This is a genomic window from Cohnella lupini (assembly GCF_003386205.1).
In the GTDB taxonomy this organism is placed as follows: domain Bacteria; phylum Bacillota; class Bacilli; order Paenibacillales; family Paenibacillaceae; genus Cohnella; species Cohnella lupini.
On record NZ_QRDY01000005.1, the window covers coordinates 1 to 14,538 of the forward strand.

Annotated in this window: 15 protein-coding genes and 1 riboswitch; all 15 genes read right to left on the minus strand. The window is 53.2% G+C overall.

What is annotated here, in order from left to right; all coding sequences use genetic code 11:
- Window positions 1-280 precede the first annotated feature (280 nt).
- Window positions 281-1,051, minus strand: a complete 771-nt coding sequence (locus DFP95_RS10725) for a pseudouridine synthase (protein ID WP_115992624.1) — start codon at window positions 1,049-1,051, stop codon at window positions 281-283.
- A 21-nt stretch (window positions 1,052-1,072) separates the two neighbouring features.
- Window positions 1,073-1,612 carry a spore maturation protein gene (locus DFP95_RS10730; protein ID WP_115992625.1) on the minus strand — a complete coding sequence of 180 codons (540 nt, stop codon included), beginning with the start codon at window positions 1,610-1,612 and terminating at the stop codon, window positions 1,073-1,075.
- Window positions 1,613-1,617: 5 nt separating this feature from the next.
- Window positions 1,618-2,289 (minus strand): nucleoside recognition domain-containing protein, encoded by a 672-nt coding sequence (locus DFP95_RS10735; RefSeq protein WP_115992626.1) that lies wholly within the window; start codon window positions 2,287-2,289, stop codon window positions 1,618-1,620.
- 2 nt (window positions 2,290-2,291) lie between these two features.
- Complete coding sequence (locus tag DFP95_RS10740; RefSeq protein WP_245987546.1) at window positions 2,292-3,530, minus strand: D-alanyl-D-alanine carboxypeptidase family protein; 1,239 nt, start codon at window positions 3,528-3,530, stop codon at window positions 2,292-2,294.
- Window positions 3,531-3,719: 189 nt separating this feature from the next.
- Window positions 3,720-4,208 (minus strand): GerW family sporulation protein, encoded by a 489-nt coding sequence (ytfJ, locus tag DFP95_RS10745; protein WP_115992627.1) that lies wholly within the window; start codon window positions 4,206-4,208, stop codon window positions 3,720-3,722.
- An 89-nt stretch (window positions 4,209-4,297) separates the two neighbouring features.
- Window positions 4,298-4,990: a DUF2953 domain-containing protein gene (locus tag DFP95_RS10750; protein WP_115992628.1), complete on the minus strand. Its 693-nt coding sequence runs from the start codon at window positions 4,988-4,990 to the stop codon at window positions 4,298-4,300.
- Window positions 4,991-5,055: 65 nt separating this feature from the next.
- On the minus strand, window positions 5,056-5,715 hold the full coding sequence (gene scpB, locus DFP95_RS10755; protein WP_115992629.1) for an SMC-Scp complex subunit ScpB: 660 nt from the start codon (window positions 5,713-5,715) through the stop codon (window positions 5,056-5,058).
- Complete coding sequence (locus tag DFP95_RS10760; protein ID WP_115992630.1) at window positions 5,684-6,475, minus strand: segregation and condensation protein A; 792 nt, start codon at window positions 6,473-6,475, stop codon at window positions 5,684-5,686. Before DFP95_RS10760 ends, scpB begins: the two co-directional genes overlap by 32 nt.
- A 42-nt stretch (window positions 6,476-6,517) precedes the next feature.
- Window positions 6,518-6,988: a 6,7-dimethyl-8-ribityllumazine synthase gene (ribH, locus tag DFP95_RS10765; RefSeq protein ID WP_115992631.1), complete on the minus strand. Its 471-nt coding sequence runs from the start codon at window positions 6,986-6,988 to the stop codon at window positions 6,518-6,520.
- A gap of 95 nt (window positions 6,989-7,083) precedes the next feature.
- Window positions 7,084-8,313 (minus strand): bifunctional 3,4-dihydroxy-2-butanone-4-phosphate synthase/GTP cyclohydrolase II, encoded by a 1,230-nt coding sequence (locus DFP95_RS10770; protein WP_115992632.1) that lies wholly within the window; start codon window positions 8,311-8,313, stop codon window positions 7,084-7,086.
- 14 nt (window positions 8,314-8,327) lie between these two features.
- Complete coding sequence (ribE, locus tag DFP95_RS10775; RefSeq protein ID WP_115992633.1) at window positions 8,328-8,993, minus strand: riboflavin synthase; 666 nt, start codon at window positions 8,991-8,993, stop codon at window positions 8,328-8,330.
- A gap of 28 nt (window positions 8,994-9,021) precedes the next feature.
- The gene (ribD, locus tag DFP95_RS10780; RefSeq protein WP_115992634.1) at window positions 9,022-10,137 is read right to left on the minus strand and encodes a bifunctional diaminohydroxyphosphoribosylaminopyrimidine deaminase/5-amino-6-(5-phosphoribosylamino)uracil reductase RibD; all 1,116 of its coding nucleotides are present in this window, start codon (window positions 10,135-10,137) and stop codon (window positions 9,022-9,024) included.
- Between the two features lie 297 nt (window positions 10,138-10,434).
- Window positions 10,435-10,632, minus strand: a riboswitch (FMN riboswitch).
- 155 nt (window positions 10,633-10,787) lie between these two features.
- Window positions 10,788-11,213 (minus strand): peptidylprolyl isomerase, encoded by a 426-nt coding sequence (locus DFP95_RS10785; protein ID WP_115992635.1) that lies wholly within the window; start codon window positions 11,211-11,213, stop codon window positions 10,788-10,790.
- A 163-nt stretch (window positions 11,214-11,376) separates the two neighbouring features.
- Window positions 11,377-12,708 (minus strand): diaminopimelate decarboxylase, encoded by a 1,332-nt coding sequence (gene lysA / locus DFP95_RS10790; protein ID WP_115992906.1) that lies wholly within the window; start codon window positions 12,706-12,708, stop codon window positions 11,377-11,379.
- A 141-nt stretch (window positions 12,709-12,849) separates the two neighbouring features.
- Window positions 12,850-14,472: a spore germination protein gene (locus tag DFP95_RS10795; RefSeq protein WP_115992907.1), complete on the minus strand. Its 1,623-nt coding sequence runs from the start codon at window positions 14,470-14,472 to the stop codon at window positions 12,850-12,852.
- Window positions 14,473-14,538: the final 66 nt, after the last annotated feature.

A 14,538-nucleotide genomic window follows, 5' to 3' on the forward strand; every position in this document is an offset into this window, starting at 1 on the left:
ATTGCCTAAATCCCTTCCTAATTTACTGATTTCCTTCCCAAAACAAAGAGAAACCCCGACGTCTTGAAAAGACGGGGGTTTCTCGACGATCTGAGCCCATCATGATGGGCTTTTTAATTTTGTGCCTATAAGCCGGATTTGGGCTATTATTGAACGAACAGATGCGGATTATCCTTACTATCGCTCGCTTTACTGCTGTCTCTATAACGAAAAAACCGGGGTCAAGGGCAAGAGCCCGGCCTCCGGTTTTGAGCATAGTGTGACGCAATGCAATATTCGGCTAGTCTTCGTTCGTGTCCGTTGAGGCCGCGCCAGTCGATATGGCGACTCCCGCAACCGAATCCACGAGCTTGCTAACTTCTTCCGCGCTTAGCCTGCGATTTTTGCCACGCTGCAAATTGCCCAGCTGTAAGCCTCCGAACGAGATCCTCTTCAAGCGAGTGACGGGGTGATTAATCGCCTCGAACATCCGGCGTACCTGACGGTTACGGCCTTCATGTATCGTAATGGATATGGTGGCGAACTTCTTCTCCGGGTCGATGTCGTGATATTCGACCTCGGCCGGCGCCGTCATTCCGTCCTCAAGCTTAATGCCCTTCTGCAGCTTCTCCAGCGCGTTGCCGTGAGGAACCCTTTCGACGGTGGCATGATAAGTCTTGGGAACATGATGGCTTGGATGGGTAAGCTTATGAGCCAGATCTCCGTCGTTCGTCATGAGCAGCAGCCCTTCGGAATCGTAATCCAACCGCCCTACCGGATATAGGCGTTCCTTGATTTCTTTTAAGTAATCGGTCACGACGCTCCGGCCCTGCGGATCGGATACGCTCGTAATGACTCCCTTAGGCTTGTTGAAAATAATATAAACCTTCGCTTCTTTCTTGATCGGCTTGCCCGATACCGTAATGGCATCCTTGGTGGGATCCGCCTTCACGCCTAGCTCGGTCACGACTTCGCCGTTCACCGTAACCTTGCCCGCCGTAATCAGTTCTTCGCATTTACGTCTCGATGCGACTCCGGCGTTGGCAAGCACTTTCTGCAATCTCTCTTCCACGGTCTTTCACCTCATCAACCATCATACCAATCCGAATAGCAACCAGCAAGCGGCAACGGCGGCGAAAAATCCGACTAAGTCGGACAACAAGCCTACTTTCAAAGCATATCGCGAATTTCGAATGCCCACGGCGCCGAAATATACCGTCAATACGTACAAGGTAGTGTCCGTGCTTCCTTGAATCGTGGAGGCGATTCGCGCGACGAACGAGTCCGGTCCCTGTTCCTTGATCAGATCGGTCACGAACGCAAGAGATCCGGCGCCGGTAATCGGACGAAGGAGCGCAAGCGGAAGCACGTCGCCGGGAATGCCGAAGCTTTCCATCAGCGGTCTGACCAAACCTATGAGAGCATCCATGGCACCCGATGCCCTGAACATGCTGATGGCCGTCATCATGCCGACCAAGTGGGGGATAATGCCGATCGCCGTTTGAAATCCGTCTTTGGCTCCGTCGATGAACGATTCGTATACGGGAATTTTACGGAATGAAGCGTATAAGGGTATGAATGCGATAAGCACGGGAATCGTCCAAGTCGATATGATTTGAATGAGCGAGATCAACGGGTTCAGCCTCCTCCCGGGGGAGCGGAGGGTTTCATCTGGGTTGTCGGGCTTACGGCTCCTGATGGATGCGGGATCATTTTCGTCGAGGTCGGCGGATATTTGTTACGCTTGCGATACCATCTATCGATAAGTATCGCCGCTCCGGTCGATATTAACGTAGCCAGCAAAGTCGGAGCGACGATATCCGCGGGATGGACGCTGCCGAAGTTCATCCGGATCGCGATCATCGTCGTCGGGACGAGCGTAATGCTCGCGGTGTTAAGCGCCAAGAGCGTACACATCGCCGGCGTGGCCACGGTTGGGGTGGCATTCAGCTTCTGAAGCTCTTGCATCGCCTTGATTCCCATTGGCGTTGCGGCGTTCCCGAGTCCCAATAAATTGGCGCTCATGTTGGAGAGGATATACCCCATCGCCGGATGATCCGAAGGAACGTCAGGGAACAACCTTCTGACGATCGGAGCCAAGAGCCTGGACAGCTTCTGCACCAAGCCGGCATCCTCGGCAATTCGCATTAGCCCCATCCAGAACACGAGAATGCTGATCAACCCCAGGCAAACGGTGACACCCGTCTGGGCTCCGCCGAACGCGGCTTCGGCAACCTTCTCCATTTTACCGTTGGCGGCCCCGAAGATCACGCTGAATACGATCATTCCCATCCAGATCCAGTTCACCATGACTACGACCCCCCCTGCAATAAAAGCGCCTTAAGGGCGTGCTTGACGGAAGTCGCGAATGAAGTATGCGGAGCCGACGTTCGGGCGTCGGAAGGCCGCGAGTCCGCACCTTTGTTCGAGTTGCCATCCGTACTCGGTTTCGATTGACTTATCCCTTCGATAAACGGAACGGTTCCGATGAGACGGTCGTTCAGCACGAACTTGAGCTGTCCGCGATAACCCAGATGGTAATGAACGGTTCCTTCCTTCAAGGGAGCAAGCCTGATTTCCAGTTGCTCTCTCTCCCCTTTGGCAAACGGATAAACGAAGCTTCGGGTTACTTGGTAGGGGTAACCGGCAATCGGCTCCCCTTCTTTCGTTACCCGGGTAAGCGGAAAATTGGCGAAGCCGTAATCCAGCAGCTTGCGATGGTCGAGCCAGTCGTCCCCATCGTTGAGGGTGACCGCCACGAGCTGTTGCCCGTCGCGCGTCGCCGAGCTGACGAGAGTTCTCAAGGCTTGTTTGGTGTATCCGGTCTTTACGCCATCCGCTCCGTCGTACATGCCCAGCATCTTGTTCTTGTTGATCCAAGGATAATCGCGATTCGGCACCGTTTTAGAACGGGTTCCGACAATCTCCTTGAAGTCGGGATTGCGCAGGGCGTAAACGGTAAGCATGGCCAAGTCGTTCGCGGAGGAGTAATGCCCCTGCTCGTCCAAGCCGTGTGGATTCATGAAATGACTGTGCGTCAAACCGATTTCTTCGGCTTTCTTGTTCATAAGGTACGCGAAGCCTTCAACCGAACCTCCAACGTGCTCGGCGATCGCGGTGGCGGCATCGTTGCCCGAGCGCAGCATCAGACCATACAATGCGTTGCGAAGAGTGATTTTCTCTCCAGCTTTCAAGTAAAGCGAAGAACCTTCCTTGCCTGCCGCCTTGGCGCTTACTTTAATAGTGCTATCCAACCGACCGTGTTCGATCGCTACGATCGCGGTCATGATTTTCGTTAAACTGGCGATCTTCATGGGCTCGTCCCCGCGTTGGCTAAACAGAAGGCGTCCTGAAGTCACGTCGGCAAGCGCCGCTCCCTTTGCGTGATTCGAAGGAGGCGAAGGCCATTTAACCGCCGAGTTGAATACTTGACTTTCCTGATTCTGCGTAGCCGCGATTACGGTCGCTTGGATGGTAACCATAAACAATGGCACGACGAATAAGCCAATTTTGAACAACGCGGCTTTGCGATTTCTAGTCCAAGTAAACATGCGGTTCCTCCTCGAGCCTTCAAGCCTTCTTAAGTTCTTGGCGTTTTTCGTATGTACGTATACCCATTTTATGTGAGCATGTCCGAAAGTATGTGGACGAGTACGCAACCGCGCCTGATAAACGATAAAGCGGCTGGCAGGTTACGATCCCTGCACAGCCGCTGTCCTTATTCCGTTTCCGTTTTGATGCTACATGATGTTGTCCGTTGATTTAGAGGTCACGATCGGAAGTTGCGCATCGTCCGTGGTCGTCGCGTTCTTCTGAAATACGGACTTCAGCTTGTCGACCCATTGCGGAGCGGCATCGATGAGGCGCTCAAGGATATGAGTCTGATTGTCGAGCGGAACGACCTTCACGCCTTGGGTACCGACGACAAGAAAAGCGATCGGCGTAATCGAGACGCCTCCGCCGCTGCCTCCGCCGAACGGCAATGAGACGGATGCGTTGTGCGCGTCTTGCTGTTGTCCGCCTTGCTTATTGCCGCTGGCCGACGATTCCTCCATGCCGCTGAACTCGCTTCCTCCGGCCGCGAAGCCGAAGCCTACTTTGGAGATCGGAAGGATAACGCTTCCGTCCGGGGTCTGAACCGGTTCCCCTACGATCGTGTTGACGTCCACCATATCCTTGATATTTTCCATGGCGGTTTGCATTAGTCCGTTAATGGGATGTTGAGACAATTCATATCTCCTCCTTTCGTGTACCTAATTTGCCCGATAACCCGAGACGATTATGCGCCATCGAAGACGCGTACCATTACCAATACACCCTAATTCAAGCTTTCCTCGGGTCCGGACAACCAAGCGCGCCAAGCTCGTATCGATTTGCGCAATCGTATTGTTTTCGTGCCCAACTGAAGAATAGCCCTTAACGCCGTACTCAGTCGAATTCTGAAATCGGCTTCCCATACGACCGTGAATTCTGTCGAAGAATAATTAGGCGCGACTTGACTATGGGGGGAAGTCTTTAAAGTGATGAATTGACTCGCCGCTCCGGTCGCGCAACCGGAAATCGCCCAGAGAAGCCCGGTAACGACCGCGGTAGACGCCGCATCTCCCGTCCCAACGCGAAAATCCAAACGCCAGCGGGTGCACTCGATCTTCTTCATCGAAACCCTTGCCCATTTCCTGAATTTCTTCGTGGAAAGCAGGATCGTCCGGTAAGCTCCGGCATACCGTTTGAGCGTTCCTCTGCCAATTCTGCGCTTCTTCTGTTTTTTATTGCCCTTTCCGGTGAGACCGCCTTCCCTTTTTTCGCGAAAAACGACGCTCCAGTCGCGAATGAAAATCGACGGCAGTATGATCTGATAATGCACGAGACCATATACGGCTTTAACTACGACGACGAGCTGATCCAAGCGACCGCTGCGCGAATATCGAATTCGCACCCTTATGCGGGAGATCAAGGCAGCAATGAGACATACGATGACGATAGCCAATACGATCCAAAGCCAGAAGGCCATACTTCCCCCGCCTTTCCTAGGGGTAGTATGACCTTCTGGCAAATGTTCATTCCATTACCTGCATTTCAATTCGATTCCAGTTCCAATTCCAGTTCCGAATCTGCGTCGGATTCCGCGTCTAATTCCCTATCCATATCTTGCATAGTAAGCTGGCGGCCTTCGATCCTATCGAACAGCATCTTCGTTCTTTCTTCCATCTCGTCGTCGCCTTCCGAAACCGATGGTTCCGGTAAGCTGGCAATGCTCGCCAACCCGAAATAATCGAGAAAGGACTTCGTCGTCCCGTACAAAATGGGTCTGCCTAGAGCATCAGCCCGTCCCTTTTCCTCGATCAGGTCTTTGTTGACTAAATTATGCAGAGGCCGATCTGCCTTCACCCCGCGAATTTCTTCGATTTCCACCCTGGTAATCGGTTGTCGGTAAGCGATGATCGACAAAGTTTCCAGCGCGGCTTGGGATAAAGCGGAACGGGTAGGGGAATAAGCCAATTTCTCGAAATAAGGAGCATGGGTGACAACCGTCGTCAATCGATAGCTTCCCGCTACTTCTACGATTCGGATGCCGCGATTTTTCTTGACTAGTTCCTTCTGAAGATCTTTCAATACGTCCTTCACGACCTCCAGGTCCGTTTCGACGACCTCCGCGGCCGTCTTGGCGCTTATTCCTTCGTCTCCCGAGACGAACACCAATCCTTCAAGTACTGATTTCAGCGTCGAGTAATCCATGGTTATCCTCTCTCCCCGTCCACGACAACACGATTTCATCGAACAATGCGCTTTGGTGGCAAGAAACCCACTTTCGCTTCATCAATTCCAAGATAGCAAGAAACGTCACCACGATCTCTTCCCTGTCATTCACGTCACCTAATAGCTGAGAAAACAGAAGCTTGCCGTCGTTCGTACGGCTTTTCAAGGTGATAATAATGTCGCGAATCCGGTCTTTGACCGAAATTTCATCCTTGCGGATGGAGGAAACGCGGTGGCGTCCGGCCAATCGTCTCATCGCTTTCTGGAATGCGTTAACCAAATCTTCTACGTGCAAGCCCTCAACGGGATTCGTCTTAATCACTTTCTCGAACGGAGTTAAATCCGCGGGCTCGCGGGTGTACACTTGGCTGCGATCCCATTCTTTCTCCCTTAGCTGCCCGGCAACCGACTTGAATCTACGGTATTCGAGCAACTTGCGGATCAATTCTTCCCGCGGATCCAAATAGTCGTCATCTTCGACCGTAAGCCAAGGCTCTTCGGTTACGGGAGGCTTCGGAAGCAGCTGCCTGCTCTTCATCGAGAGCAACGTCGCGGCCATGACGAGAAACTCGCTGGTGATGTCAAGCTCGAGCTCTTGCATGGCTCCTAAATACTCCATGTATTGGTCCGTGATATCGTTGATCGAGATATCTTGAATATCGATTTCGGCCTTGTCGATAAGATGCAGCAGCAAATCGAGCGGCCCTTCGAACGTTTCCAGCTTGTACAGCATTGCCATGCGGGTTTCTCCTCCTCCCTGAAGCCTATCCCTTGTTAATTATCAGCCCGTGATCGCACGGGTCAAGTTAGCCATTTCGATCGCCGTCGCAGCCGCTTCCCAGCCTTTGTTGCCGGCTTTCGTTCCAGCGCGTTCCACTGCTTGCTCGATGCTATCCGTAGTCAAAACTCCGAAAATCGTAGGAACGCCGGTTTTCTGCGAGATGGAAGCCACGCCTTTAGCCACTTCGCTGCAAACGTAGTCGAAATGCGGAGTCGATCCGCGAATAACCGCCCCTAGCGTGATTACCGCATCGTATTTGCCGCTTTCCGCCAACTTCTGGGCGATGAACGGAATCTCGAACGCGCCGGGAACCCAGGCGATCTCGACTTCGTTCTCTTCCGCTCCATGGCGCTTAAGGGCGTCAAGCGCGCCGCCTAGCAGCTTGGACGTGATGAATTCGTTAAACCTCGCGACTACGATTCCGTATTTTAACCCTTTGGTAATTAAGTGACCTTCATATACAACTGACATTTCATTCATCCTCTCGATTGTGGTTCAAAAACCAACTTACCTTCTCGGTGCTTTAAAGCTGGTTTTTGAACTTGATTATTATTTGAAATCCTAAATTATATCGTGTAATCCGGGTCGCCCGCGAAAGACAGCAGATGGCCGAGTTTGGCTTTCTTGGTATGCAAGTAACCGGTATTATCCTCGTTCTCGAGCATTTGGATCGGCACTCGCTCCACGACGTTTAACCCATACCCCTCGAGCCCTTTGATCTTGCGGGGATTATTCGTTAGCAACCGGATATCGCGGATGCCGATGTCCTTCAAAATCTGAGCTCCGATTCCATATTCCCTTAAATCCGGAGCGAAGCCAAGTTTGATATTCGCGTCGACGGTATCCAAACCCTGCTCCTGCAGGTTATAAGCGCGTAATTTATTGATCAGGCCGATTCCGCGGCCCTCTTGACGCATATAGAGCAGAACTCCGCTGCCTGCCTCGTCGATCTGCTTCAAAGCGGCTTCCAATTGGGGACCGCAATCGCAGCGGTTAGAATGGAATACGTCTCCCGTCAAGCATTCCGAATGCACGCGGACGAGCACAGGCTGCGTGCCGTCGATCTTGCCCTTGACGAAAGCGACGTGTTCTTTGTCGTCGACTTCGTTCGTATAGGCGATCGCTTGGAAAGTTCCGAAATCAGTCGGTAATCTGACCTCTACTTCTCTTTTGACGAGCTGTTCCTTTTCGTTGCGGTAATGGATCAAATCCTTGATCGTAATCAGCTTCAAGGAATGCTGCTTGGCGAATACTTGCAGATCGGGCAGCCGAGCCATCGTTCCGTCTTCCTTAATGATTTCGCAGATGACGGCAGCCGGCGGAGAGCCGCACATTCTTGCTAAATCCACCGCGGCCTCCGTATGGCCGGCGCGTCTGAGGACGCCGCCCTTCTTGGCGATCAACGGGAAAATATGACCCGGCCTGCGGAAATCGCTCGATTTGGCAGCGGGATCGATCAGCGCTTTAATGGTCATCGATCTTTCCGGGGCCGAGATGCCCGTCGTTGTCGTAATATGGTCGACAGATACGGTAAACGCAGTACCGTGATAATCCGTATTGTGACTGACCATCGGCGGCAGGTCAAGAGTTTCGGCTCTTTCTTGCGTAATCGGAACGCAGAGAAGGCCTCTCGCTTCCCTGATCATGAAGTTAATGACGTCGGGCGTCGCTTTGTCCGCTAACGCGATCAAGTCTCCCTCGTTCTCGCGATCCTCGTCATCCACGACGATGATGACTTTCCCTCTCATCAGATCGTAAATCGCATCCTCGATCGGGTCAAAATGATATTGTTCCATTGCCCAAGCCTCCTTCACATAAATCCATTATCCCGAAGAATCGATTCCGTTAGTCCGCCCGTCTTGCTTGGCGATTGACCGTCTCTTAAGCCGAGCAGATGATCGACGTATTTGCCCAAAATATCGCATTCAATATTCAAGGTTTCGCCGGCGTGCTTATGCTGTAGCACCGTCTCCCGCAGCGTGTGCGGAATGATGGATACGGTAAACGTGCCTAGCTGCCGATCGACGGAAACGACCGTCAAGCTGATCCCGTCCAGCGTAACCGAGCCTTGTTGTACGACATGCCTCAACAATCGGGCATCGTTCGGCTCTATCGCGAAAGCGACCGCGTTAGCTTCCGTCGTTCTGCTTCTGATCGTGCCCGTGCCGTCCACGTGTCCTTGAACGAGATGTCCGCCGAATCTTCCGCCGGCCATCATGGCGCGCTCCAAGTTCAGAACGCTGCCCGTCTGTATGGAATGCAGGTTCGTTAACCGATAGGTTTCGGGCATCACGTCGACCGAGAACGATTGACGGTCGTAATCGACGACGGTCAAACATACTCCGTTAACGGAAATACTATCTCCCATCTTGACGTCTTCCAACACTTTGGAAGCGGATATGCTTAGGATCATGGCCTCTCCCCTTCGTTGTACCGATCGGAGCGAGCCCATTTCCTCGATGAGTCCCGTAAACATCTTTATCCTCTCCTTCCCGGCTGTTTCTTTAAGCATCTTCGGAGCTACCATTGCCCATAGGATAACCCGTAACGCACCAATCTTCCCCGAAGTGCTGCATCGATACGCGGGTTAATCTTAACGCGGAAGACATGGCCTCCGGCCCCTTGAAGGCGAACGCGGAAGGCGAACCTTCCCCTCCGACGATCAGCGGAGCGTAGAAAAGCATCAGCTTATCGACCAGTCCCGCTTCGAGCATCGCGCCGTTGAGCACGCCGCCGCCTTCCAGCAGAACGGAGCTTATTCCGTTTTCTCCAAGCCATTTCATGGAACGGGCAAGATCGACGCGGGAAACGTCTCCGCTACGATACACTTCCGCTCCAAGCTCGATCAGCCGCTGGGCTTTGGCTTGTTCCGCTCTATCCGTCGTCAGTACGATCGTTCTGGCGGCTTCGTTCAACACTCGCGAGCTCTCCGGTATTCTCAACTTGGAGTCGACGACGATTCTAGTCGGGTGCAAGCCCGGAACGCTAAGGCGCGTAGTCAGCTCCGGATCGTCCGCGATCACCGTGTCCACGCCAACCATAATGCCGGCGTTCCGATGACGAAGCGTGTGAACCGCTTCCCTCGCCTCGGCCCCGGTAATCCATCGGCTATGCCCGGCGTGCGTCGCGATTCGGCCGTCGAGCGATAATGCCGTCTTTAGAGTAATGAAGGGCATTCCGGTCACGATATACTTTCGAAATGCTTCGTTCTGGTCGACCGCCTCGGCTTGAAGGATGCCGACTTCCACTTCGACGCCGGCATCCCGGAGTCGCTTGACGCCTTGCCCCGCCACTAGCGGGTTGGGATCCAACGCGGCGACGACGACGCGCGAAACGCCTTCGGCGATAAGCCGATCGCAGCATGGGGGAGTTTTGCCGAAATGACTGCATGGCTCCAAAGTCACGTACGCTGTCGCGCCATTCGCTTGATCTCCAGCCATGTCGAGAGCAAGCACTTCCGCATGTCCTTCGCCTCGCTTAAGATGCGCTCCCATGCCCACGATGCGTCCGTTATTCGCGACGACGCAACCCACTACCGGATTCACGCCGGTCTGTCCGGATGCGCCTTCCGCCAAATTCAAGGCTAGACGCATGTAAAATTCATCGTTCAATACCTCCATGCGAACCCTCCCTCCGCCGGCGAATAATAACAGAAAACCCCCGAGGAATGATCCTCGGGGGTGGTAGATGCACAGCGATAAACAGACCTTCAGGTCATGTCGGGCAAAGCAAACGAGAACAGAACCGTTGAACAAACACGATGCGACGCTCCGATCGGAGCAACCCATCTTGTTGATACATGTTGAAACAGCCTGTCGAAACCGCAGGTTGTGAAAAAAAGAACAAACATTATCGATGTTTATCCCGTTATCGAACCTACGGCTAGCTTTGCTTGAATAGACACGATATGGTCGCTGCGCTTCCTTCTCCCATCCAGACTATAACTGTCGGTCCCGGATTTGCACCAGGTCCACCGCATCGCTCTCGCCGGTAATTCCGGAAGAAACGATGACGGGTCACGGACTGACGGCTGCAAGCTTCCAGCAGATCTCCCTGCGGTCGCCATGCTGCCGATCACCGTCGGTGGGGAATTACGCCCCGCCCCGAAGGTAGCAACTTAATGAAAAAAAGTGTACCATCTCGATTAATAAATTGCAAGCTAATTGCAAGCTGTCAGCTTGGAATTAAATCAAGCGGAATAGAAAAAACCGCAATCGCGGCAGAAAAGTTGCGATTGCGGAGTTTTAAGACAAGCTATCGATAACGCTTATTAGCTTACGCGAATAGATTCCATCTTTTCTTGTCCTTTCAGCGAATCCACGTGCTCCATGCCGGACGATACTTTGCCGAAGACGGTGTGAACGCCGTCGAGATGCGGTTGCGGGTTATAAGCGATATAGAACTGGCTGCCGCCAGTGTTCGGCCCGCGATGCGCCATTGCCAGGCTTCCGCGCTCGTGCTTATTTTTGTTGTGCTCGCAATTGATGGAATAACCCGGACCGCCGGTTCCGTTGCCGTTAGGGCAACCTCCTTGCGCTACGAATCCCGGAATTACGCGATGGAACGGAATTCCGTCGTAGAAGCCCTCGTTCGCTAACTTCTCGAAGTTGGCGACCGTGTTAGGCGCATCCTCGTTGAATAATTCGATCTCGATTTCGTTGCCATCGGCAAGTTTAATTACGGCTTGTTTAGACATTATATTATCCTCCTTAAATCATATCGCCTTATTGTACAACAATTCATAACAAACCAAAACAAGTCTATCACGTAAAAAAGCGGGCGCCGAATATCCGGCGCCCCGCACATAAAGGCACCATGCCCATAACTTGCGACATGATGCCCTTAATTTCAGCTTCGGTTTACTTGGAAACCGCCTGCTTCTGCAAGCGTTGAGGAATGATGTCGTTGCCGACGATGTTGTGATAGGTTTCGCGGGCGACGACGAGATCCGCTTTGCCGTCTTTCACGAACACGACCGCCGGACGGCGAATCCGGTTGTAATTGCTCGCCATCGCGTAGTTGTAAGCGCCCGTGCAGAATACCGCAAGCAGATCGCCCGATTGAACGGTCGGCAGCTTCAGATCCCAGATCAGCATATCTCCGCTTTCGCAGCATTTACCGGCTACGGATACAAGTTCGTCAAGCGTATCGTTCGCGCGATTCGCAAGAACCGCTTCGTATTTGGACTCATACAACGCCGGGCGCGGGTTATCGGTCATTCCGCCGTCGACCGCGATATACTTGCGGACGCCGGGGATGTCTTTGCTTGTCCCAACCGTATATAGGGTCGTTCCGGCGTCGCCGATAATGCTTCGGCCCGGCTCGATCCATACTTCCGGCAACGCGAAGTTCGCTTGCTCGCATGTCGTGCGAACGGCATCGGCGATCGCTTGCACGTATACGCTAACCGGAAGCGGCTGGTCGCCCTCCACGTAACGGATGCCGAAGCCTCCGCCCAAGTTCAGAACGGTGAAAGTGTGGTTTAGACGGTCGCGAATTTCCACGGCGAACGCGGCAACCTTCTCGACCGCCATCCGGAAGCCTTCGACTTCGAATATTTGCGAGCCGATGTGGGAGTGAACGCCCAATACTTTAAGATTCGGCAATCCGAGCGCGGTTTCGATCGCTTTGAAAGCCGTACCGTTGCCTAGGTCGAAGCCGAACTTAGAATCCTGCTGACCGGTCGAGATGTAATCGTGCGTATGCGCTTCGACGCCCGGAGTAATACGAAGCAATACGTTGACGCGTTTGCCTTTGTCCGCGGCCAAAGCGTTCAGAAGCTGCAATTCGTTGAAGTTATCGACTACGAAACATCCGATTCCCGCATCCAACGCCATGACGATTTCTTCCGGCGTTTTGTTGTTTCCGTGGAAGTGGATGCGCTCGGCCGGAAATCCGGCTTGCAGAGCCGTGTATAATTCTCCGTCGGACACGACGTCAAGGCTCATTCCCTCTTCTTCCGCAACGCGGCACATGGCCATGACGCAAAAAGCTTTGGAAGCGTAGGCGACCTGATGGCGAAGTCCCGTAGCACGGAAAGCGTCCATGAATTCCCTTGCGCGTTGGCGAACGAGCGCCTCGTCCACGATGTATAAAGGCGTTCCGAACTCTTGCGCCAAGTCCGTGACGTCGCAGCCGCCGATCTCTAGATGACCTTTGCTGTTGATTTTGCTAGTTCCATGCAAGAACATGTCTAATTCCCCTTTGGCGATAATTCCGGAAGCGGCCATCCTGTCGACCCTTGACCGGTAGTTGCACTATTTAACCTGAGTATAGCGGAAAATAGCTTCCGGGGATATGGAGGAATTGCCACATCATTTGCATTTTTAACTTTACGCCGGCTGCTTCCGGTTTTTCTTCGTCCGGTATATGGACAAGCGCTTCTTGTTGTAGGAAAGAGGTTGTCTGAACAGGATATCCCTGAACGCCGCGGCGTTAAAGGGAAGGAACGGCCACAAATACGGCGTGTTGAATGATCTCTCGAGTGAAAGGAACAGGAACATGAACGTCGTGCCGATCACGAACCCGATCTCGTGGAAGAAGAACACGGCCAGTAACAGGCCGAGCCTGACGATTCGGTTCGCCAAGCCCAATTCGTAGCTCGGCGTCGCGAACATCCCTATCGCGGATACGGCCATGTAGAGGATAACCTCATTGATGAACAGACCCGTCTTCACCGCAATATCGCCAATCAATATAGCCGACAATAAAGTCATAGCCGTAACCAACGGCGCCGGCGTATGAACGGCAGCGAGCCTAAGCAAATCCACGCCGATTTCCGCGATAAGAAATTGGAGGATGAGCGGGATTTGGCCCACTTCGTGGGCACCTACGAACCAAAGCCACTCCGGACGAAGCGTTTGCCTTTCATTGAACAAGTACCAGAGCGGCATAAGAAACAACGAAGCCGTCATCCCTAAATATCTGACCCAACGCATATAAGTCCCCATGAAAGGATTCTGGCGATTTTCCTCGGCATGCTGAACAAGATCGAAGTAAGTGGTCGGCAGCAATATAGCGCTTGGAGAGGTGTCCACGATGACAGTAACGCTGCCGTCCAACAGCTGAGCGGCCACCACGTCCGGTCTTTCCGTGTATCTCACGAGCGGAAACGGACTCCAGCCGCTCTTCACGGTCATCTCCTCCAGTTGTTTGTCCGCTAGCGGGATCCCGTCGATGTCAATAGCCTTGATCTTGTCGCGAATAGATTCGACGAGTTCCTTGTTCGCGATATCGTCTATGTATCCGATACACACGTCAGTCTGCGTGCGTCTGCCTACTCTCATGATCTCGAAGCGGAGATTCGGGTCGCGCAGCCTTCGGCGGATAAGCGCCACATTAACGAGCAGCGTCTCCGTGAAGCCGTCCTGGCTGCCGCGAACGACCTTCTCCAGCGATGGCTGTTCCGGATTCCGGGAGGGATAAGCCTTTGCGTCGATCAATAACGCGGCAGGCTCTCCGTCCACGTAAAAGGCCGTGTTGCCCATGAGAACTTCGTCGATCATCTGAGGGAACGAAGTCGTTTTCTTGATCTGTACGGCGGGCATGTAACATTCGAGGAAAGTGTGCATCGCATCGTGATCCATGCTGCTTTCGGGCTCAAGATAGGTAAGTCGCTTGATAATCTCCGTGAGCGACGCGTCTTTCGCGAAGACGCTAAGGAATAAGAACGCGGCGCGCTTGCCGCCGAAAGTCATCTCCCGCACTTGCACCTCGAAGCTCTTCTCAAACCCGATCGTTTCCTTCAGCAGCTCTTTCCAATCCTTCATGCTGTCCGGAATGCGTCGCTGAGACTTGCGCGCTTGCTCCGAGGAAGAGGGACTGATCTCATTGGGCCCGGCTTGGCGACCGTCTTTTCCCTGCTCGCTTTGCCGCCCTTGACGAGCTCCCGGATCACCGCCATCATGCTTATCGGAGCCTCTATCCTGCTCCTCCATATCCTCTTTTTCCCGCATATGCCCGTAACCGTTATTAGCGTCGGCATGATCCAAATCCATACTGCCGTGTTCGGTCGTTTCCAT